Source organism: Bradyrhizobium genomosp. I (2014) (assembly GCF_000261685.1).
Lineage (GTDB): Bacteria > Pseudomonadota > Alphaproteobacteria > Rhizobiales > Xanthobacteraceae > Bradyrhizobium.
Map to the genome: position 1 here is coordinate 12,372 of NZ_AJQE01000095.1, position 19,358 is coordinate 31,729.

21 protein-coding genes and 1 tRNA gene are annotated in these 19,358 nt (G+C 64.2%); 12 read left to right on the forward strand and 10 right to left on the reverse strand.

The features are described from left to right. Positions 1-46 precede the first annotated feature (46 nt). The 3 genes from IC50_RS09025 to IC50_RS09035 form a co-directional block, all read right to left on the reverse strand. Complete coding sequence (locus IC50_RS09025; protein WP_035703178.1) at positions 47-1,327, reverse strand: PQQ-dependent sugar dehydrogenase; 1,281 nt, start codon at positions 1,325-1,327, stop codon at positions 47-49. Between the two features lie 381 nt (positions 1,328-1,708). Then, the gene (locus tag IC50_RS09030) at positions 1,709-2,695 is read right to left on the reverse strand and encodes an NAD-dependent epimerase/dehydratase family protein (RefSeq protein ID WP_035703181.1); all 987 of its coding nucleotides are present in this window, start codon (positions 2,693-2,695) and stop codon (positions 1,709-1,711) included. 79 nt (positions 2,696-2,774) lie between these two features. Next, a tRNA-Gly gene (locus tag IC50_RS09035) sits at positions 2,775-2,849 on the reverse strand. A 272-nt stretch (positions 2,850-3,121) separates the two neighbouring features. Here IC50_RS09035 and trxA point away from each other — a divergent pair. Then, positions 3,122-4,045 (forward strand): thioredoxin, encoded by a 924-nt coding sequence (gene trxA, locus IC50_RS09040; RefSeq protein ID WP_035703183.1) that lies wholly within the window; start codon positions 3,122-3,124, stop codon positions 4,043-4,045. Positions 4,046-4,078: 33 nt separating this feature from the next. Next, positions 4,079-4,756: an LON peptidase substrate-binding domain-containing protein gene (locus IC50_RS09045; protein ID WP_035703185.1), complete on the forward strand. Its 678-nt coding sequence runs from the start codon at positions 4,079-4,081 to the stop codon at positions 4,754-4,756. Between the two features lie 83 nt (positions 4,757-4,839). Here IC50_RS09045 and IC50_RS09050 read toward each other — a convergent pair whose 3' ends face one another. The 5 genes from IC50_RS09050 to IC50_RS09070 all read right to left on the reverse strand — a co-directional run bounded on the left by IC50_RS09050 (position 4,840) and on the right by IC50_RS09070 (position 7,984). Beyond that, on the reverse strand, positions 4,840-5,430 hold the full coding sequence (locus tag IC50_RS09050) for a cytochrome b/b6 domain-containing protein (RefSeq protein WP_035703187.1): 591 nt from the start codon (positions 5,428-5,430) through the stop codon (positions 4,840-4,842). A gap of 60 nt (positions 5,431-5,490) precedes the next feature. Next, the gene (locus IC50_RS09055; RefSeq protein WP_035703189.1) at positions 5,491-5,769 is read right to left on the reverse strand and encodes a PepSY domain-containing protein; all 279 of its coding nucleotides are present in this window, start codon (positions 5,767-5,769) and stop codon (positions 5,491-5,493) included. A 221-nt stretch (positions 5,770-5,990) separates the two neighbouring features. Further along, a complete protein-coding gene (locus tag IC50_RS09060; protein WP_035703201.1) occupies positions 5,991-6,803 on the reverse strand; it encodes an SDR family oxidoreductase in 813 nt (270 codons plus the stop codon). Then, on the reverse strand, positions 6,800-7,603 hold the full coding sequence (locus IC50_RS09065) for a crotonase/enoyl-CoA hydratase family protein (RefSeq protein ID WP_035703190.1): 804 nt from the start codon (positions 7,601-7,603) through the stop codon (positions 6,800-6,802). Before IC50_RS09065 ends, IC50_RS09060 begins: the two co-directional genes overlap by 4 nt. Positions 7,604-7,633: 30 nt before the next feature. Continuing rightward, positions 7,634-7,984, reverse strand: coding sequence for a hypothetical protein (locus IC50_RS09070; RefSeq protein ID WP_035703203.1), 351 nt, complete (start codon positions 7,982-7,984; stop codon positions 7,634-7,636). A 102-nt stretch (positions 7,985-8,086) separates the two neighbouring features. Here IC50_RS09070 and IC50_RS09075 point away from each other — a divergent pair, with 102 nt between their 5' ends. Together IC50_RS09075 and IC50_RS09080 are read left to right on the forward strand one after the other, a co-directional pair. Next, positions 8,087-8,617 (forward strand): TetR/AcrR family transcriptional regulator, encoded by a 531-nt coding sequence (locus IC50_RS09075; RefSeq protein ID WP_035703191.1) that lies wholly within the window; start codon positions 8,087-8,089, stop codon positions 8,615-8,617. Positions 8,618-8,702: 85 nt separating this feature from the next. Continuing rightward, positions 8,703-8,900, forward strand: a complete 198-nt coding sequence (locus tag IC50_RS09080; RefSeq protein WP_035703192.1) for a Trm112 family protein — start codon at positions 8,703-8,705, stop codon at positions 8,898-8,900. 69 nt (positions 8,901-8,969) lie between these two features. On the opposite strand, the gene IC50_RS09085 is transcribed toward IC50_RS09080, so the two are convergent. After that, positions 8,970-10,190: a ubiquinone biosynthesis hydroxylase gene (locus IC50_RS09085; protein ID WP_035703193.1), complete on the reverse strand. Its 1,221-nt coding sequence runs from the start codon at positions 10,188-10,190 to the stop codon at positions 8,970-8,972. 197 nt (positions 10,191-10,387) lie between these two features. On the opposite strand from IC50_RS09085, the gene tesB reads away from it, so the two are divergent. Next, positions 10,388-11,251: an acyl-CoA thioesterase II gene (gene tesB / locus IC50_RS09090; protein ID WP_035703194.1), complete on the forward strand. Its 864-nt coding sequence runs from the start codon at positions 10,388-10,390 to the stop codon at positions 11,249-11,251. Between the two features lie 39 nt (positions 11,252-11,290). Here tesB and IC50_RS09095 read toward each other — a convergent pair whose 3' ends face one another. Beyond that, positions 11,291-12,181, reverse strand: a complete 891-nt coding sequence (locus IC50_RS09095; RefSeq protein WP_035703195.1) for a DUF4339 domain-containing protein — start codon at positions 12,179-12,181, stop codon at positions 11,291-11,293. Positions 12,182-12,416: 235 nt separating this feature from the next. Here IC50_RS09095 and IC50_RS09100 point away from each other — a divergent pair, with 235 nt between their 5' ends. From IC50_RS09100 to IC50_RS09130, 7 genes are all read left to right on the forward strand, one after another. Next, a complete protein-coding gene (locus tag IC50_RS09100) occupies positions 12,417-12,755 on the forward strand; it encodes a P-II family nitrogen regulator (RefSeq protein WP_028176997.1) in 339 nt (112 codons plus the stop codon). Between the two features lie 127 nt (positions 12,756-12,882). Continuing rightward, positions 12,883-14,184: an ammonium transporter gene (locus tag IC50_RS09105; protein ID WP_035703197.1), complete on the forward strand. Its 1,302-nt coding sequence runs from the start codon at positions 12,883-12,885 to the stop codon at positions 14,182-14,184. A 309-nt stretch (positions 14,185-14,493) separates the two neighbouring features. After that, positions 14,494-14,832 carry a P-II family nitrogen regulator gene (locus IC50_RS09110; RefSeq protein ID WP_008142813.1) on the forward strand — a complete coding sequence of 113 codons (339 nt, stop codon included), beginning with the start codon at positions 14,494-14,496 and terminating at the stop codon, positions 14,830-14,832. Positions 14,833-14,868: 36 nt separating this feature from the next. Beyond that, positions 14,869-16,317 (forward strand): ammonium transporter, encoded by a 1,449-nt coding sequence (locus tag IC50_RS09115; protein ID WP_035703199.1) that lies wholly within the window; start codon positions 14,869-14,871, stop codon positions 16,315-16,317. Positions 16,318-16,508: 191 nt separating this feature from the next. Beyond that, positions 16,509-18,131: a caspase family protein gene (locus IC50_RS09120; RefSeq protein WP_035703204.1), complete on the forward strand. Its 1,623-nt coding sequence runs from the start codon at positions 16,509-16,511 to the stop codon at positions 18,129-18,131. A 136-nt stretch (positions 18,132-18,267) separates the two neighbouring features. Then, complete coding sequence (locus tag IC50_RS09125) at positions 18,268-18,672, forward strand: GFA family protein (protein WP_035703206.1); 405 nt, start codon at positions 18,268-18,270, stop codon at positions 18,670-18,672. Positions 18,673-18,901: 229 nt separating this feature from the next. Beyond that, the coding region (locus tag IC50_RS09130; RefSeq protein ID WP_035703207.1) for an aminotransferase class I/II-fold pyridoxal phosphate-dependent enzyme at positions 18,902-19,358 on the forward strand (457 nt) is incomplete at its 3' end.

Below are 19,358 nucleotides of genomic sequence, written 5' to 3' on the forward strand. Positions count from 1 at the left end.
AAAGGCCGCGGCGCCTGCCGGCCACCGCAGCCTCGTGTCGTGCGCGCTACTTCTTGCTGTAGCTGATGCGATAGATCGCCCCGGCCCAGTCGTCGGCGACGAGGATCGAGCCATCCTTGGCGAGGATGATGTCGTCGGGACGACCGAGATAGCCCTGGTCACCCTCGATCCAGCCGGAGGCGAACACCTCCTGCTTGGGGTTCTTGCCGTCGGGCCCGACGATCACGCGAACGATGCGGCCGCCCTGGTACTTGTGCCGATTCCAGGAGCCGTGCTCGGCGATCAAGATGTTGTTCTTGTACTCGGCGGGGAACTGGTCGCCGGTGTAGAACTTCATGCCGAGCGGAGCGACATGGGCGCCGAGATTCAGCACGGGCGGCGTGAACTCGGAGCACTTGTGGCCCATCGCGAACTTGTCGTCCGGCAGGTTGCCCTGGTGGCAATAGGGATAACCGAAATGCTCGCCGATCCTGTTGATCATGTTCAGCTTGTCTGAGGGGAGATCATCGCTGATCCAGTCGCGGGCATTCTCGGTGAACCAGTACTTGCCGGTGCGCGGATCGACGTCGCCGCCGACCGAGTTGCGAACGCCGAGGGCCCAGATTTCGGCGTTGCCGGTCTTGGGATCGACGCGCCGGATCTGCGAGACGCTGGTCGGCGGGATGCCGATGTTGAAGGGCGGTCCGAACGGAATGTAGAACCAGCCTTCCTTGTCGACCGCGATGTACTTCCAGCCATGCGCGGCATAGGACGGCATGTCGTCGTAGACGACCTTGCCCTGCCCGAGATTGTCGAGATTGGCTTCGGCGTTGTCGTAGCGGATCAGCTTGTCGACGGCGATGACGTAGAGCGCGCCGTCCTTGAAGGCGAGACCGGTGGGCATGTTCAGGCCCTTGAGGACGGTCTTGACCTCCTTCTTTCCGTTGTTGTCCTTGATGGCATAGACGTTGCCGAGGCCGAAGGAGCCGACGAACAGCGTGCCCTTGTCACCCCAGGCCATCTGCCGCGCGGCCAGCACGCTCGAGGCGTAGACCTCGATCTTGAAGCCCGGCGGCAGCTTGATCTTCTTGACGATATTGGCGAGCTCGGCGTCGGAGGCGCCGGTTGGCGGGCCCGAGGGCGGCGCGAGGCCCTTCTGAGCCTCGGTCTCGTCGCCAAGGAACCAATCGTCCGGCGGGTGTGTCCAGAACTCCTTGGTGCCGGATTCGTATTTCTTCAGCGCCCGGTTCTTGTCCTGCTGTTGCGCATTGCCAGCGCTGGTCCCTGCGAGAAGGGCAGCCGCTGCAAGCGCCAGAACGGATTGAAAGACGGATCGATGGAATTTCATCGCGTCACTCCCCTAAGGCAGCCGTGAGGGCTGCGCGTTATTTTATTTTGCCAGTCGAGAGGCGAAGTCTTGGGTCCGTCGGAACGACAGACGCAAAAAGGTTAGCACATCTGCGAACGGTGAGAAGCGCGACGCCTGCACCGCGTTCGCGCTCCGAAAAAATTGAGACGGAATGTCAATGAGGGGGCGAACGCCGCGACGACGACGCTCTCGCTGCAGCGCGGAATCGAGAAGGCGCCTGGATTCCTTTCAGACGGCACGAGGGTGGACACGCAAAAGCGCGAAAACAACCCCATGCACAGTAGAACGGTCCAGGCGGCGTTGCTCGCGGTAACGCCGGGCAGGCATTTGAGCTGTCGAGCAAAATGGCAAACGCGGCGCTTACGAGGCGACGGGGTAGGGCCCGTCGTCGAACACCGTGTCATGATAGCCTTTGGATCCGATCTCGCGCGCCAGCGCGCTGCGAAAATCCTGTCCGACGCGCAGGCTGTGCAGCACATGCGCGAAGTCGAATTCGGGCCGCCAGCCCAGCTCGCGCCGCGCCCGCGCGTTGACATAAACGCGGTCGATCTCCGGGAAGAGCCGCCAGCCGCGCGCCGCGTAGAGCCGCGCGCACTCCGGATAGAGCTCGCGCACGACACCGGCCGCATCGCGTGCAAGCGCCGCGAGGTGGCGCGGCTCGAACGGGCTCGTCGCCGAGACGACGTAGCGGGCGAACCCGATCTTCGGCGCGCGCTCGATAGCCAGCAGATGCGCGCCCACCGCGTCCGCGATATCCAGCCGGCGATAGAGCAGCTCGTTGGCCTGCGCGTTCTCGAGCGCGTAAGCCGAGCGCATCGCCGGATCATCGTCGTCCTCCGGAAAGAAGCGCGAGGTCCGCAGGACGACGACCGGCAGGGCGCGCTCGCGAAAGAACAGCTCGCAGAGATTCTCGGCCATCAGCTTGGTCGTGCCGTAGATGTTCTTCGGGACGGGCGGCAGATCCTCGGCGACCCACACCGCGGCCTGTCCCGCCTCGGGGCGGAGCTGCGAGCCGAACGCGCTGGTGGTGCTGGTGAAGACGAAGCTCTTCACACAGGCCGCCGCGGCCGCCTCGAGCAGATTGAGCGTGCCGGTGACATTGGTGTCGACGAAGTCCTGCTTGGAGTGGGTCGCCACATGCGGCTTGTGCAGCGTCGCGGTGTGGATCACGGCGGAGACGCCATCCATTTGCTCGCGCACGAACGCGGGATCGACGATCGAGCCGACGGCGGCGGTGAAGGGGGAGGGCTTCAGATCGAGCCCGCGCACGGGCAATCCGCGCCCGCGGAGCGTTCGGACTATGGCTTCGCCGAGGTGGCCGGCACTGCCTGTGATCAGGATTGTCATTTGACACCCAACAATACAGCGGCCAGCGACGCGGAAAACCGCGGCCCGACCCGGTTTGGCTGGATGCTCTGGGAAAAATTGGAGCGGGCGAAGGGGCTCGAACCCTCGACCCCGACCTTGGCAAGGTCGTGCTCTACCACTGAGCTACACCCGCATCCTGTGTCGGTCGCGTGACGCGCCGGCAACGGCTGTCGTATGCCAAAAGCGGACAGGGAATGCAACAGCTACCGGCGGCATAGATTCGCAATCGGAGACCCCATATGGACCCCGAATGCGACGAAACCGCCCGAAAGAGCCCCGGAACCGGCGAATCGGGTCGCCTGGATTGAAATTCGGCCCGTTCGGCCCAATTTAGGAGCCGACAACAAGCATATGATGTGGCGGCGTGCTAAAGAGCAGCCATTCCAGACATGACGAGGGGATCCCGTGACGATCATCGACCAGGGTAACGGAGCGGCGGGCCCGGCTGCGGCCGACCTGATCAAGGACACCACCACCCAGACCTTCGTGAAGGACGTGATCGAGGAATCGAAGCGCCAGCCGGTGCTGATCGATTTCTGGGCGGAGTGGTGCGGCCCCTGCAAGCAGCTCACGCCCGTGCTGGAGAAGGCGGTGAAGGCGGCCAAGGGCAAGGTCAAGCTGGTCAAGATGAACATCGACCATCATCCGGCGATCCCGGGCCAGATGGGCATCCAGTCGATCCCGGCCGTGATCGCCTTCGTCAACGGCCAGCCGGCCGACGGCTTCATGGGCGCGGTACCGGAGAGTCAGGTCAATGCCTTCATCGAACGGCTGACCAAGGGTGTCACCGCACCGGGCGAGGTCAATGTCGCCGAGATCGTGCAGGAGGCCGAAGCGGTGCTCGCCGAGGGCGACACGGCGGCGGCGGCGCAGATCTACGCCGAGGCGCTCCAGCATGATTCGACCAATATCGCGGCGCTTGCCGGCCTTGCGAAGTGCTACACCGTCTCCGGCGCGATGGAGCAGGCCAAGCAGACGCTGGCCATGGTGCCGGAATCCAAGCGCAACGATCCGGCCGTGAAGGCCGTGCAGACCGCGATCGATCTCGCCGAGCAGGCGAAATCGCTTGGACCGGTCGCCGAGCTGGAACAGAAAGTCGCCGCAAACCCGCTCGATCATCAGGCCCGATTCGACCTCGCCACCGCGCTCAACGCGCAAGGCAACCGCGCAGCGGCGACCGAGCAGTTGCTCGAGATCGTCAAGCGCGACCGCAAGTGGAACGACGACGGCGCCCGCAAGCAGCTGGTGCAGTTCTTCGAGGCCTGGGGCGGCACGGATGATGCAACCGTCGAGGGACGCAAGCGTCTGTCGACGGTCCTGTTTTCATAGGGACGTACTGGCAACGCCAGGGGGACCGGGCAGATGCCGATCAACATCGAATATCGCGGGCCCGCCGACCTCCCGGAGATCATTCCGGTCTTTCCGCTGCCGGGCGCGCTGCTGCTGCCCCGTGGCCAGATGCCGCTCAACATCTTCGAGCCGCGCTACCTTTCGATGGTCGACGATTGCTTCCGCGACGGCCATCGCCTGATCGGCATGATCCAGCCCGACGTGGCGCACTCGCCGAAGAATTCCGACAAGCCGGCGCTGTTCCGCGTCGGCTGCGTTGGTCGCATCACCCAGCTCGCCGAATCCGGCGACGGCCGCTACATCCTCGAGCTCACCGGCGTCGCGCGCTTCAAGGTGGTCGAGGAGCTCGACGTGCTTACCGCCTACCGGCAGTGCAAGGTGGATTTCTTCGCCTTCGTCGACGATTTCACCGCCCGCATGGGCGAGGACGAGGTCGATCGCGAAGCGCTGCTGGCGGTGCTGGCGGACTTTCTGAAGGCCAACAATCTCAAGGTCGACTGGGAAGGCGTCGAGAGCGCGCCCAACGAGGCGCTGGTCAACGCGCTGGCGATGATGTCGCCCTATGGCCCCGCGGAGAAGCAGGCGATGCTGGAGGCGCCCGACTTGAAGACCCGCGCCGAGATCCTGATCGCCGTCACCGAGATGGATCTCGCCAAGAAGCGCACCAGCGGCGATCCGCCGTTGCAGTGAGGCACTGCAAGCTCCATCATGCCCGGGCTTGTGCTGGACAAGCCCACGGCCATGACGAGGAGGGAATGTAGCCTTCAAAAATTCTACGAATGATGCCGGATGCGCTTGCGCCCGGTGATCATCGCGCGGATCAGATTCTCGCGCTGGAGAAGTCCCATCAGCACCACGCCGGCAACGTGGAGCACGACCAGGACGATGACGGCGTCCGACGAATAGTGGTGGGTGTCCTCGACCCACCAGACGCCGAAGAAGGTGACGGTCACCGACATCGCGCCCGTGATCGCCGAGACGGCGAGCGAGACCAAGAGCGCGACCAGCATCAAGGTGCCGGCGGGATTGAGCCCGATATAGCGGCCGGTGATGCCGCGGCGCAGATTCCAGAGATAGCGAGGCGCCGCGCGAAGCCTGACCCCGACCATCCGGAAGCGCGAATAGCGGCTTCCCCAGAAGCCCCAGACCAGGCGAAAAGCGAGTAGTCCCAGCACCGTATAGCCGGCTACGCGGTGAAGGCCGTCATGAACCGTCGGCGTGAACCACGCGACCAGAACGCCGGCCGCGAGAGCCCAGTGCCAGAGGCGCAGCGGGAGATCCCAGACCGCGAGCGTCCGCGAAACAGTTCGCTCGGCGGGGCTCCGGTCGGACACCCCGCGCGCGTCTGGCGCTTGTTCGATCAAGCGAAGACCACCCTCAAGCCTTGCTGTGCGCAGATTGCGTAGCGCGACCGACGTCGCAGTTCACTTGGCGATCGTGTGCTTCAGGCTGAGATCTTCGGGGCTGTAGAACAGCTCGTAGAGCTTGCCTTCCTTGACGCCGTAGACCTCGTAGCACGAGCCTTCGATCTTGGACCGCCGCACTTCATAGCCCAGCGCCTTGGCCTTGGCTTCGGCTTCGCTGGCCGGTTTCCACGACGCCTTGTCGAGCTTGGTGCAATCCTTGAAACCGTCGGCCATGGCGGCCGACCCCATGCTCATCCCGACCGTCAGTGCAATGGCAACAACACGAATGACCTTCACGAAAATCTCCTCCTCTGTCGTGCGCGCTACGCGAGCCGCGAAGCGGAGCTGAAGGAAGCAAAGGTGATGGTGAAGTCAATCCGGTACGAGGCCATTTGCATTTAGAGTTGTTCTAACGATCGCCAAAAAGATCAGCGCTCTCCGCATGCAGCATGCTTTCGCTGGATCGCTGCGGCCTTACGCCTCACGGGTCGGGTGCACTGCTCACCTCGCCAGTTGCGCTAGGCCGCACTTCGCAGTCCCGGATAGTTGCGCTGCAGCCAGTCCTCCCAGCGGAGACGTCCGCGCGCGCCTTGGCTGATGACCAAGCCCATGCCGCGCGCCTTCGCCTCGGACAGGCCGACTGGCAGGATTTTCCGGTGCAGCCGCCTTGCATCCCTGTATTGGCGGACGATGGCAACGAGATCGAGCGCTTCGGGGCCGCCGATCTCGGCGCGCGCGCCGCGCTGCCCGTCGAACGCGCAAGCCAGAACGTGATCGGCGACATCCGACGTAGCGACGGGATCGAACAGCGTCGTCGGCACCGGCCACACCGGAAGCCAGACGAGGCCCGAGAGCAACTTGTCGAGCAGGTAATAGAACGGCATTGCGCGGACGATGGACCAGGACAGCGCTGACGTACGCACCAGCCGTTCACCCGCGAGCTTGACCCGCGCGTAGGGCAGGGTCGCTTGGTCGAGCCCGACGATCGAAACGTGCAGGAAGTGCCGGATGCCGGCCTCCCCGCAGAGCGACAGCAGCCGCTCCGTTCCCTCGACGTCCACGGCGGAGGGCGATCTGAAGAAATCGATCGGACGTACGCCGCCGCGCCGTGCGATCGGCGAATGCGTCGCCGCGTTGATGACCGTATCGACGTCACGCAGTGCTTCGCGCAACCCGGCGCCCGTGGCGAGATCGCCTGCGGCCCATTCGACGTCCGATCGCATGCCCGGCGATCGCGCAAACACCCGGACGCGACGGCCGTCGCGAACCAGGCGATCGACGACATCCCGGCCGAGATGACCTGTGCCGCCGGTGACGAGCGTCAGCGTCATGCGAAACTCCATCTTGGCGCACGACGTTCCAGATTGCTCCTGGCCGCTTCGAGATGATTGACGGATCCAAGCAGTCCGGCCTGTTCAGCGGTCTCCGCGGCGAGACCGGACGCCGCGTCGCAAGTTGCGGACAGGTTGAGCAGTCGCTTGGCGGCACGGATCGCATCGGGGCTGCGGCCCGCAATGTCGCGCGCCGTTGCCAGCGCGGCGGCGACGGGATCATCGGCAAGCCGCGTCGCAAAGCCGTAAGTCAGCGCTTCGTCGGCCGAAAAAATGCGCCCGGTGTAGGTCAGCTCCCGCACCACATCCTCGCGCGCGAGATGGCGCATCAATTGCGTGCCGCACATATCCGGCACCAGCCCCCATTTCGTCTCGATGACCGCGAGCTTGGTATCGGGCGCGAGATAGCGCAGGTCCGCGCCGAGCGCGAGTTGAAGGCCGCCGCCGAAGGCAACGCCGTGCACCGCTGCGATCACCGGCACGGGCAGTTCGCGCCAGAGCCAGACGAGGTGCTGGGCATAGTTCGCAATGCCGTGGGTTCGGCGTGTCAGGTCGACGGATGGGAGCAGCGTTTCGTGCTTCACAGTGGCGAGAAGGCGGTCCAGATCGAGGCCTGCGCAAAATGCGCGCCCCTCGCCGGAGAGAACGGCGACGCGGATGTCATTGCGCGAGCGAAGCTGCGTGCCGGCGTCGACAATCGCTTCGAACATCGCGGGGTCGAGCGCATTAATCTTGTCCGGACGATTCAGCCGAACATGGGCCACGCCATCGTCGATGGACAGACGGACACGGTCGCTCATCGGGCTTCTCCTCTGGCGTGCATCGGGGGTTCAGTATCCGGCGATCGCCAGCGCAACCACGGCGGCGAGTGCCTTCCAGCCGAAGCCGCGGCCGCGCGACCACCAGGCGTTGGCGACGGCTGCAAAACCGTAGACGGTGACAATCGTCGCGACGATCCAGTGCCGCGCGCTGTCCGATCCCAACATGGGGGCGGCAAGCAGGAGCGCGCCGCCGCCGATCCAGGCGACCGTACCGGCCTGCCAGACCAGCCGGATCAACGTGCGCAGGCTTTCCGGGGTGATGGTCGCCTTGGCGAACACCTTGGTTTCGCCCAGCACGCCATGGATCAGGGCGACCACGATTCCCGCGGCGCCGGCACATTGCAGCAGCAGATCACGCATCAGCAGACCTCGCCCGATATCCATACACCACTGTATGGACAGATAGGCGCTGGCCGACCGCCTGTCAATACACTAGTGTATGGTCGGACCCGGGAACCCGACATGACCGAACAGCTCTCCGCCGACGACTGGATCAAGGAAGGCCTCAAGGCGCTGGCCAGGAGCGGCTTCACCGCGCTCAAGGCCGATCCGCTGGCAAAGGTGATGGGCGTGTCGCGCGGCAGCTTCTATTGGCATTTCGCCGATCTCGGTGCCTTCCAGGCCGCGGTGCTGAAACGCTGGCGCAAGATCGCGGCGGAGCAGATCATCGCCGACGTCGAGGCCGCCGGCGACGAGCCGTTGACGGCGCTGCTGCGCAGGTCGTTCGGCGCGCGGCTCGATCTCGAACGCGCGGTGCGCAATTGGGCGGCCTTCGATGCCGCGGCACAAGGCGCCGTGCGCGCGATCGACCGCCGCAGGCTCGACTATATCGAAGGTCTCCTGGAAGAGCGTGGGCTCACCCCGGCGGCGGCCCAGGCCCGCGCGCAGATCCTGTACTGGACATTTCTCGGCTTCGCGCTGTCGGGCCCGCCGGTGCCGGCCGCGCGGCTTCAGGCCCTGCTCGACGAGCTCCTGGCGATGGTCTCCGCCTAGAGCATCCCGATCGCACTGCGCTCTTGGCTCGCGATGGGCGGGCGCGAATTTCCATGCTAAAGGCAACCGACTGCCGGAGACCCCAATGAACGCGCCCACCGAACGTCCCGAAGCCAGCGTCGATCCGAAATTGCTGGAGATTCTGGTCTGCCCGCTGACCAAGGGCCCGCTGGAGTTCGATCCTGCAAAGCAGGAGCTGATCTCGCGCAGCGCCAAGCTCGCCTATCCCATTCGCGACGGCATCCCGATCATGCTGCCGGAAGAGGCGCGCAAGATCGATTGAGGCTTGGCGAGTAGGAGGTGGCGAATAGCGAATGGACACCACTCGCTATTCGCCATTCCCCATTCGCTTCTACAACGCCTCGCCCTTCAGCAGCCGCGGTACCTCGCCGGTGAGCCCGGCGGCCTGGCGGATGAAGAGGTTCTTCAGCGGCGGGGCGCGGTCGACAAGGCCGAGGCCGATGTCGCGCACCGTGCGCAACAGCGTCGACTCGTTGGAGAACAGGAAGTTCAGCGAGTTGGTGGCAACGCCCATCGCCATGGTGTCGAAGCGGCGCCAGCGCTGGTAGCGTTCGAGCACATCCGCCCCGCCGATATCCATACCCAGCCGCGCGGCATCGACCACGACCTCCGCCAGCGCCGCGACGTCCTTCAGCCCCATGTTGAGGCCCTGCCCCGCAATCGGGTGGATGACGTGGGCGGCATCGCCGACCAGCGCGAGGCGCTCGGCGATGAAGGAACGCGCGACGAAATAGGACAGCGGAAACGCGCGCGGCTTGTCGAGCGCCTTCACCTCGCCGAGATGCAGGCCGAAACGCTGCTCGAGCTCACTGTGAAATTCTTCGTCGCTGAGCGCAACGATGCGCGCGGCCTCGGCTCGGCGCTCGGTCCACACCAGCGACGAACGCTTTCCCGACAGCGGCAGGATCGCGAACGGGCCCGCCGGCAGGAAATGTTCTTCGGCGCGCCCCTCGTGGTCGCGCTCGTGGCCGACGGTGACGACGATGCCGGACTGGTCATACTCCCAGCCATGAGTGGCGATGCCGGCGCGCTCGCGCAGCTTCGACCGCGCGCCATCGGCGGCGATCAAAAGGCTCGCGGCGATCACGCTGCCGTCGCCGAGCGTCACGTCGATGCCGTCTGCGCGCGCATCGTAGGACGCCACCGTGGTGGCGCGAAGATCGACGCCCTCGGCTTCGGCGCGCACGACCAGCGCATCGATCAGGCGGCGGTTCTCGACCATGTGCGCAAAGGGCTCGCCGGGAGCGACGTCGCCGGCAAAATTCAGGAACACCGGACGGGTGGCGTCCTCCAGCCTGGAATCGGTGACGACCATGTCGAGGATCGGCTGGGCCTCGCTCCTGACGCCGTCCCAGGCGCCGATCGCCTCGAACAGGCGGCGGCAGGCGGTGACGATCGCCGTGGCGCGGGGATCTCGGCTCGGCCGTGTGCCGAGCGCGGGATCGGCGACGATGACGGGAATCTCGGGCCCGAGCCCCTGGCGCAGCGCCAGGGCCAGCGCAAGCCCTGCAAACGCGCCGCCACCGATGACAATGCTACCCTGTACCGACATACCAAGTTTCCCGGTCAATTCTCGGTCTTGCTAGCAGACTTGAGCTGGGCGAAACAGTGCGGTGAAACAAGGGCAGCTTCCTCCTGTCATTCCGGGGCGCGCAGAGCGCGAACCCCGGAATGACGAGGTTTTGGCTCGAGATTCCGGGTTCAATGCTCCGCATCGCCCCGGAATGACGACAAGGCGAAAGCACCATCATGTCCAAAAGCCTGATCGACCTCATTTCGATCCTCGACCTCGAACAGCTCGAGGTGAATCTGTTCCGCGGCAACAGCCCGAAGACGAGCTGGCAGCGGGTGTTCGGCGGCCAGGTGATCGGGCAGGCGATGGTCGCTGCCTGCCGCACCGTCGAGGGCCGGCTGCCGCATTCGCTGCATTGTTATTTCATCCTGCCGGGCGATCCGCAGATCCCGATCATCTATCAGGTCGAGCGCCTGCGCGACGGCAAGAGCTACTCGACCCGCCGCGTCACCGCGATCCAGCACGGCAATGCGATCTTCTCGATCATGGTGTCGTTCCACGCCGAGGAGGAGAGTGCGTTCGACCATCAGGACAGGATGCCAGATGTGCCGCCGCCGGAAAAACTCACGGCGGAGGAGGTTGCGAAGCAGCCGATGTTCAAGGAGATGCCGGAGTTCATCCGCCGCTACTATGAATCCGATCGTCCGATCGAGCTGCGCCCGGTCGAACTCGGCCGCTATTTCGGCCAGAAGATCGACGACGGCCGCATTCACGTCTGGATCAGGACCGCAGCGAAGCTGCCCGACGATCCGGCACTGCATATGTGCGCGCTTGCCTACGCTTCCGACTTCTCGCTGCTGGATGCGATCATGGCGCGCTATGGCCGCACGCTGTTCGACAAGCGCATGATGCCTGCGAGCCTCGACCACGCGATGTGGTTTCACCGCCCCTTCCGCGCCGACGAATGGCTGCTCTACGCCCAGGATTCGCCGAGCGCCCAAGGCGGCCGCGGCCTGACGCGCGGCTCGATCTTCAAGCCTGACGGCACGCTGGTCGCCTCCGTCGCGCAGGAAGGCTCCGTGCGCGAGCGGAGGGCATAGCTCCATCGGCGCGATAGATCGCGCTCATGGCTTTCCGGGTCACGCTCCGAGCGAGCCGCGCGGAACGAGCTCGGTCTGGGATGCGAACCAGTTCATGATCCAGCGATACACCCACGGAATCGGGATGATGAGGCTGCTCAGGATCGCGGCGACGATGCCGCGCCAGAGGATGTCGAGACCACTGCCCTTGAAGACGATCTCACGGCGCGTGCCTTCGATGCTGCGGCAGAACCAGCGCATCTGAGCCGCAGCGACCCAGGCCCAGCCGATGATGGTGATAATCGAGATCGCGAACAGCAGATTCCAGCCGATATAGGCCCAGATCGAGCCGGTGAAGCTCAAGCCCAGCGGCTGCCCGTTGGAGGCGAGGTTGGCGACCATCCATTTGATCAAGAGCCAGTAGAGAACGAACTGGACGATGAACAGCAAATTGCTCAGCAACTGACTGCCGAGGTAGCCGATCGCGATCGCCAGGACGATGAAGCCGAAGAACCAGGGCACCAGGGCCATCGCGGTGCCGGTGAAGCTGAAATTGGGCCGGCCCGGGACCTTCACGCAGGACACGATCCATTTCGTGTACCAGACGAACACCCACGGCATCGGGATGATGAAGCACATGCCGATCAGCATCACGATGCTGCGCCAGGTGAATTCCAGAATGCCGAAATCGACCGCCAGCGAGCCGCCGCTGCCCGTGCCGGCGTAGCCGCCGGAACCCATCATCGGCGGGCCTCCGGCCGGCATCATCGGCGGCGCGCCGCCGCCTCCGATCAGGCCGGGGATTTCGGCGGCCTTCTGCCAGCCGGCCATGCCCTCGGTCCATACCAGCGTATCCGGGCGCACGATGCCCTGAGCGACGAGATCGCGGAATTGCCCTTCCGGAAAAGGCCCCTGCTGCTTGCCCTCGGATGCGTAGAACCAACTCGCCATGAAGCGTCCCCCAAAATTCTTATGTACCGCTCGACCGGCGCGGGTTCACTGTATCCATGCCAAAACTGCATTGTGAATGATGAACGGTTGCCTTGTACAGAGGCGGCCGTTCACATGCCCAATCGTTTTTCCGCTTCAATCTGCAACTTTTTTATGCCATTTGCCCGGAAAGATGCCAGATTGACGTTGCGCCGGGGACAGACGGCGCGGCGCATCCCGGGAAATAGGCCTGACCATGAAACTCGTCGTCGCGATTATCAAACCCTTCAAGCTCGATGAGGTCCGCCAGGCCCTGACCGCGATCGGCGTCCACGGCATGACCGTGACCGAGGTGAAGGGTTACGGCCGGCAGAAGGGCCACACCGAGATTTATCGCGGCGCCGAATATGTCGTGAACTTCCTGCCCAAGCTGCGCATCGAGATCGCGGTCGCCTCCGACGTTGCGGACAAGGCGGTCAGCGTGATCACCGCGACCGCGCGCACCGGGCAGATCGGCGACGGCAAGATCTTCGTCACGCCGATCGACCATGCGCTGCGCATCCGCACCGGCGAAACCGACAGCGACGCGCTCTAGATTCTTGTTTTGACGCGTTTTCTTCACGCGAACCGGTATCCACTTCGCTTGAAAACGCTTTGATCTTCTTCGATCGCACCGGGCAACGACCACAGTGTGCGACGCCAATGATGCCGGGGGGAACGACATGGCGGGATTGTTGCGCCGCGCAGCCGCCGTGGCTGCGCCGATCGGGATTGTGCCGATCATGGCTTCGCCGGCAGCGGCCGCCGGGTCGGAGATCAACACGGCCGATACGGCCTGGATGATCGTCGCCACCGCGCTGGTGCTGATGATGACGATCCCGGGGCTTGCGCTGTTCTATTCCGGCATGGTGCGCAAGAAGAACGTGCTCGCCACCATGGCGCAGAGCCTCGCCGCAGTGATGCTGATCTCCATTCTCTGGGTGGCGTTCGGCTATTCGCTGTGCTTCGTCGGCGACGGCCCGTGGATCGGCACGCTCGACCGCTGGTTTCTCACCGGCATGACCATGGACAGCGTCAACCCGGCGGCGAAGACCATCCCGGAATCGCTGTTCATGCTGTACCAGATGACCTTTGCTGTCATTACCGTGGCGCTGGTCGCAGGCTCGGTCGCCGACCGCATGCGGTTCTCCGCCTATCTCCTGTTCGCGGTCGCCTGGTTCATCTTCGTCTACATTCCGCTGGCGCATTGGGTGTGGGGCGGCGGCTTCCTTGCCAGCATGGGCGTTTTGGATTTCGCCGGCGGTCTCGTGGTGCACCTGTCGGCCGGCACCGGCGGCCTCGTTGCGGCCAAGGTGATGGGGCGCCGTCACGGCTACGGCACCGAGAATCTCTCGCCGTTCGATCTCTCGCTCGCGGTGATGGGCACCGGCCTGTTGTGGGTCGGCTGGTTCGGCTTCAACGGCGGCTCGGCGCTGGCGGCCAATTCACGCGCGGTGATGGCGATCATCGCGACCCACCTTGCCGCCTGTGCCGGCGCGCTGACATGGGGCGCGATCGAATGGTCGACGCGGCGCAAGCCCTCCGTGCTCGGCATCATCTCCGGCGCGGTGGCCGGGCTCGGCACTATCACGCCGGCCTCGGGCTTCGTCGCACCCTGGCACGGCATCGTCATCGGCATCGTTGCCGGTGCGGTCTGCTACTGGGCCTGTACCTGGCTGAAGCACCGCTTCGACTATGACGATTCGCTCGACGTATTCGGCGTCCACGGCATCGGCGGCCTGACCGGCACCCTGCTTGCCGGCGTGTTCGCGACCAGCGCCATCGGCGGCACCGCCGGTCTGCTGGAGGGCCATCCTCAGCAGCTTCTGATCCAATTCTACGGGGTCGCCGTCACCTTCGTCTGGTCGGCGGGCGTGAGCTTCATCCTGCTCAAGCTGGTCGGTCTGTTCGTGCCCCTGCGCGTATCCCGTGAGCACGAACTCGAGGGACTGGATATTTCGCAGCACGGTGAAGCCCTGCAATAAGGGTCGACACTACTCAATTACCTTCCTGCTGCCCGACACATGAGCAACATTGTGTCGACAGCCTGTCGTGCCCTTGTTTTGAGCAGGCATGATCACGTTTTGAGCGCGACGTAATAGCGCACCGCACCAAAATACCCGTCAAACGCGAAAACGCCCGTTTTCATAATCCGTTAGGCAACACGTCCGATCTGGCACGGCATTTGATTCTAGGGTCCCGGCTGTGCCCGCGTGTGAAACTTCTCCCTCGTGGCGAACCAGTCGAGAAACGCCCGGCCACGTCCGGACCGGGCCCAAGCGGGGATAGGACCCATGAAAATTGTTATGGCGATTATCAAGCCATTCAAGCTGGAAGAAGTCCGTGACGCCCTGACCGCCATCGGCGTTCACGGTCTCACGGTGACGGAAGTCAAGGGGTATGGCCGCCAGAAGGGCCATACGGAAATCTATCGCGGCGCCGAATATGCCGTGAGCTTCCTGCCCAAGATCAAGATCGAGGTCGCTGTCGCCTCCGACCAGGTCGACAAGACCATCGACGCCATCACGTCCGCCGCGAAAACCGGACAGATCGGCGACGGCAAGATCTTCGTCATCAACCTCGACCATGCGGTGCGCATCCGCACCGGCGAGGCCGATGCCGCGGCCCTTTGATTTCGCGCTCAACCTTACCAATCAGGAGTAAATAATATGACGTTCAAGCGTCCCTATGGCGCGGGATTGGCGGCTCTCGCAGTCGGCCTGTTCGCTGCGACCGCGGCCTACGCCGAGCCAACGGTCAACAAGGGAGACAACGCCTGGATGATGACATCGACAGTGCTCGTGCTGTTGATGACGATCCCCGGCCTCGCGCTGTTCTACGGCGGTCTCGTCCGTTCCAAGAACATGCTCTCCGTCCTGATGCAGGTGTTCTACACCGTCTGCGTCGTCACCGTGATCTGGGCCGTCTACGGCTACAGCCTCGCCTTCACCGGCGGCTCCGACTTCATCGGCGGCTTCTCCAAGGCCTTCATGATGGGCGTCACCACCGATTCGAAGGCCGCGACCTTCTCGGTCGACGCCAACATCTCGGAGCTCATCTACATGTGCTTCCAGATGACCTTCGCGGCGATCACGCCCGCACTCATCGTCGGCGCCTTCGCCGAGCGCATGAAGTTCTCGGCGATCGCCCTGTTCATCCCGCTCTGGGTCACGCTGATCTACTTCCCGATCGCTCACATGGTCTGGTACTGGCCGGGCCCGGACGCGATTCAGGATGCCGCCAAGGCGCTTGCCGATGCCACTGACGCGGCGGCGAAGACCGCGGCGCAGGCCAAGCTCGACGAGCTCAACGCCGACGCCGGCTGGATCTTCAAGATGGGTGCGATCGACTTCGCGGGTGGCACCGTGGTGCACATCAACGCCGGGATCGCAGGCCTCGTCGGCGCTCTCCTGATCGGCAAGCGCGTCGGTTACGGCAAGGAGCTGATGGCTCCGCACTCGCTGACCATGTCGATGATCGGCGCCTCGCTGCTCTGGGTCGGCTGGTTCGGCTTCAACGCCGGCTCCAACCTGGAAGCCAATGGCGGCGCTGCGCTCGCCATGACCAACTCCTTCGTCGCCACCGCAGCCGCCGCGCTGTCGTGGATGTTCGCGGAGTGGATCATCAAGGGTCATCCCTCCGTGCTCGGCGTCATCTCCGGTGCCGTCGCGGGTCTCGTGGCCGTCACGCCTGCCGCCGGCTTCTCCGGCGTGATGGGCGCGATCGTCCTCGGCCTCGTCGTCGGCGTGGTCTGCCTGTTCTTCTGCACCGTCGTGAAGAACGCGCTCGGCTACGATGACTCGCTCGACGTGTTCGGCGTGCACTGCATCGGCGGCATCGTCGGCGCCATCGGCACCGGCATTCTCGTCAACCCCGCGCTCGGCGGCGCCGGCATCGTCGACTACACGGCCATCCCGCCGAAGGTTGCCGATTACGACTTCGCCACGCAGATCCTCGCCCAGATCAAGGCCGTCTGCACCACGCTGGTGTGGTCGGGCGTCGGTTCGGCGATCCTCTACAAGGTCGTCGATGTGATCGTTGGCCTCCGTGCCAATGTCGAGAGCGAGCGTGAAGGCCTCGACATCACCGAGCACACCGAGCGCGCCTACAACATGTAAGTCTCCTCCCGGACGGGATCTCCCCGGAGACCCCGTCCACAACTCCGGTTCGGGCACATACCCGGCAATGCCCTGACCGTTGAGGGGCTCCAGCGTAAGCTGGAGCCCCTTTCTTTTTGGCGCGCCGCATCGTCGCAGCGGCTGGGCCTGCATAAAGCCCAAATTGCATTGTCCCGAGACTGGTGAATATCATGCTCCCGCCGGAGCATGGTTTCATGGGCCTGTTGCGTTACATGACCTTGTGTTTGCTGTCGCTCGCCTTGTCTGCCCTCGACGCCAAGGCTGACAAGCGCGTCGCGCTGGTAATCGGCAACGGTGCCTACCGGAACGTTCCCACCCTTGCGAATCCGACCAATGATGCGGCCGACGTCGGCGCGGCCCTGAAGCGATCGGGATTCGAACCTCTGGTCGTGACCGATCTCGATCAAGCCGCCATGCAGGAAACCGTTCTTCGGTTTGCGCGCGCGGCTCGCGGCGCCGACGTGGCCCTGTTCTATTACAGCGGCCACGCGCTTCAATTCGCAGGCGTCAACTATCTGGTGCCCATCGATGCTGTCGTGCGCGACGAGGTCGATCTGCGGCGCCTGGTGCGCGCCGACGAGATCCTGGCGGATCTGCAACAGGCCAAGAACCTGCGCATCCTCGTGCTCGACGCCTGCCGCGACAATCCATTCGCTGACGAGCTTCGGCGCAACATCGGACAGGGTCGCGGCGTGGCCGTCGGCCGCGGGCTGGCCAAGATGGAGAGCCCGGAAGGCACCATCATCTCCTATGCGACCCAGGCCGGTCGCACAGCCGACGACGGCAAGGGCCGCAACAGTCCCTATACCGGTGCGTTCCTTGAGCACATCGGCGACAAGGACCACATCAACACAGTGTTCCAGACGATCGGCGCCGACGTCTATCAGCGCACCAGGGGATCACAGGTCCCGGAGCTGTCACTGTCGTTCTTCGGCGAGTTTTACCTCAATGGCAAGGCCGAAACCGCAGCGCTGACACCATCGTCACCCCGGACTGACCCTTGTACAGAGGCCGCCGACCATTGGCGCGGCGCGGACGCGCTCGGCACCGTCACGGCATTCAGGGATCATCTGCTTCGCTTCCCGTCCTGCGCCTTCGCAGACCTCGCGAAATACCGCATCGAGCTGTTGTCGAGACCCATCGAAAGCGCGAAGCGCCCGACGACTTTCGACGGGGCCTGGATCGCCAACGAAAGTTGCGAAAGCAAGCCGCCTTTTCCGGAATCGCATCGCCAATATGTGTTTCGCATCAAGGACGGAGTGTTGCACGCCGTGTTAGGGGATGCAGGCAAGCCCGGCTCTGTGATCTATGACGGCAAGATCGAACCGGACGGCAGCAGTACCATCTCCGTCAACGGTATCATTGGCGACAAGGATCCGCTGAACCGCGCTCGCGGATCGTCCTATCAGTACAAGATCGTGATCGAACTGAAGGATTCCAAAGGGGCAGGCGTCCGCACTGAAACCTATTGGCCGTGTCGCTACGGCTTTTCGAAGGTATCAGCGCCGAGCGCAGAAGCCGATCGGAGGCAGCCCGACCCGAAGCGCGCCGCAAAGCGCAATGACAATGCGGCTGCTGCACCTTCCGATCGGCGCGAGGGCGGACAGGCTACGCCGGGCGGCAACGTGATGAGTTGCTCCATCATGCGCAGAAATTGCGCGGTGGCTTGCGTCAACTTTGGCGGTCAGCCGAATTGCGGCTCAACATTTTGCGTGCGACAGGAAGCGGAATGCATGAGCAGCGGATGCTGGAGAAGTCGAGCTTTCAACGGCTGCGGCCTCGCCAAGCGATAGGCGCAAGGCAATATTCATGGCCTGAACATCGATCGCGCCGCATTCTTTTTGGCAGGCGCGCAAAAGAAAACGATTGCCATTCCGCGCGGCGGGCGCAGAAATATCGACCTACAAAGATAACTATCGGGAGGTCGTCATGCGTTTGGAAGGTGGATGCTATTGCGGCGAGGTGCGCTACGTGGCCGAAGGCGATCCGATGATGCAGGCTCAGTGTCACTGCCGCGAGTGCCAGTACATCTCGGGCGGAGCGCCCAACACTTTCATCGCGATGCCGGCGGCCGGCTTCACCTACATCACCGGGCAACCGAAGCAATTCACGCGCAAGGACCTCGAACGCGCCGTCACGCGCGAATTTTGCGCCGAATGCGGCACGCATCTGGTGACCAAGGTTCCAGGCCTGCCGGCCGCAGTCGTGAAGGTCGGCACGCTGGACGAGCCGGAACAGTTCCAGCCGCAGATGGCGATCTACACCTGCGACAGGCAGGAGTTCCATGCGATTCCTGCGGGTATGAAGACATTCGAGAAGCTGCCGGGGCACTGACGAGCGAATCGAGCCAGGAGAGCGGTGCGCTCCCTCTTCCGCAAGCAAGCGGAAGGGGTTGGTGCCGCCATGGATCCCAACGCCCATCCGGCCTCGATATTCCCGCTCTGGACGCGGGGGGCGGCCGATGGTTAATCGCGTCTTAACCTCGCCCTATCTATGGTGAACTGAACCGCTTCCCGCCGGCGCTTTCGCGCGACCGGCTGTTCCAAGAGTGCTGGCGCCCAGAATGGCTATGACCGCTTCATCCCGTGCGCCGCAGGCCGGTGGAAGCTCCGACACCGACCGCTCGCCCTTCATCCGGCTGAACGAGCTGCTGGCACCGCATCAGCCCGGTAAGCCCTTGATCACGCTTGCAGTCGGCGAGCCCCAGCATCCGGTGCCCGACTTCGTCGGCCCGGTGCTGGCGAAGCACATCGCCGATTTCGGGCGCTACCCGCTCGGCAAGGGCATCGAGCCGTTCCGCAAGGCCGCCGGCGCCTGGCTGTCGTCGCGGTTCAAGCTGCCGCGGTCGCTCGATCCCGAGAGCGAGATTCTCGTGCTCAATGGCAGCCGCGAAGGGCTGTTCTTCGCTGCGATTACCGCGGCGCGCTATGTCGGGCCGCGTCCCGGCAAGCCTGCGATCCTGATGCCGAACCCGTTTTATCCTGTCTATGGCGCCGGCGCCCGTGCAGCGGCTTTCGAGC

What these genes read in the sequence shown, in the direction of transcription:
- IC50_RS09025 (WP_035703178.1), bottom strand. Translation starts at nt 1,327, where the DNA reads ATGAAATTCCATCGATCCGTCTTTCAATCCGTTCTGGCGCTTGCAGCG.
- IC50_RS09030 (WP_035703181.1), bottom strand. Translation starts at nt 2,695, where the DNA reads ATGACAATCCTGATCACAGGCAGTGCCGGCCACCTCGGCGAAGCCATA.
- IC50_RS09045 (WP_035703185.1), top strand. Translation starts at nt 4,079, where the DNA reads ATGCCGATCAACATCGAATATCGCGGGCCCGCCGACCTCCCGGAGATC.
- IC50_RS09060 (WP_035703201.1), bottom strand. Translation starts at nt 6,803, where the DNA reads ATGACGCTGACGCTCGTCACCGGCGGCACAGGTCATCTCGGCCGGGAT.
- IC50_RS09065 (WP_035703190.1), bottom strand. Translation starts at nt 7,603, where the DNA reads ATGAGCGACCGTGTCCGTCTGTCCATCGACGATGGCGTGGCCCATGTT.
- IC50_RS09070 (WP_035703203.1), bottom strand. Translation starts at nt 7,984, where the DNA reads ATGCGTGATCTGCTGCTGCAATGTGCCGGCGCCGCGGGAATCGTGGTC.
- IC50_RS09075 (WP_035703191.1), top strand. Translation starts at nt 8,087, where the DNA reads ATGACCGAACAGCTCTCCGCCGACGACTGGATCAAGGAAGGCCTCAAG.
- IC50_RS09080 (WP_035703192.1), top strand. Translation starts at nt 8,703, where the DNA reads ATGAACGCGCCCACCGAACGTCCCGAAGCCAGCGTCGATCCGAAATTG.
- IC50_RS09085 (WP_035703193.1), bottom strand. Translation starts at nt 10,190, where the DNA reads ATGTCGGTACAGGGTAGCATTGTCATCGGTGGCGGCGCGTTTGCAGGG.
- tesB (WP_035703194.1), top strand. Translation starts at nt 10,388, where the DNA reads ATGTCCAAAAGCCTGATCGACCTCATTTCGATCCTCGACCTCGAACAG.
- IC50_RS09095 (WP_035703195.1), bottom strand. Translation starts at nt 12,181, where the DNA reads ATGGCGAGTTGGTTCTACGCATCCGAGGGCAAGCAGCAGGGGCCTTTT.
- IC50_RS09100 (WP_028176997.1), top strand. Translation starts at nt 12,417, where the DNA reads ATGAAACTCGTCGTCGCGATTATCAAACCCTTCAAGCTCGATGAGGTC.
- IC50_RS09105 (WP_035703197.1), top strand. Translation starts at nt 12,883, where the DNA reads ATGGCGGGATTGTTGCGCCGCGCAGCCGCCGTGGCTGCGCCGATCGGG.
- IC50_RS09110 (WP_008142813.1), top strand. Translation starts at nt 14,494, where the DNA reads ATGAAAATTGTTATGGCGATTATCAAGCCATTCAAGCTGGAAGAAGTC.
- IC50_RS09115 (WP_035703199.1), top strand. Translation starts at nt 14,869, where the DNA reads ATGACGTTCAAGCGTCCCTATGGCGCGGGATTGGCGGCTCTCGCAGTC.
- IC50_RS09120 (WP_035703204.1), top strand. Translation starts at nt 16,509, where the DNA reads ATGCTCCCGCCGGAGCATGGTTTCATGGGCCTGTTGCGTTACATGACC.
- IC50_RS09125 (WP_035703206.1), top strand. Translation starts at nt 18,268, where the DNA reads ATGCGTTTGGAAGGTGGATGCTATTGCGGCGAGGTGCGCTACGTGGCC.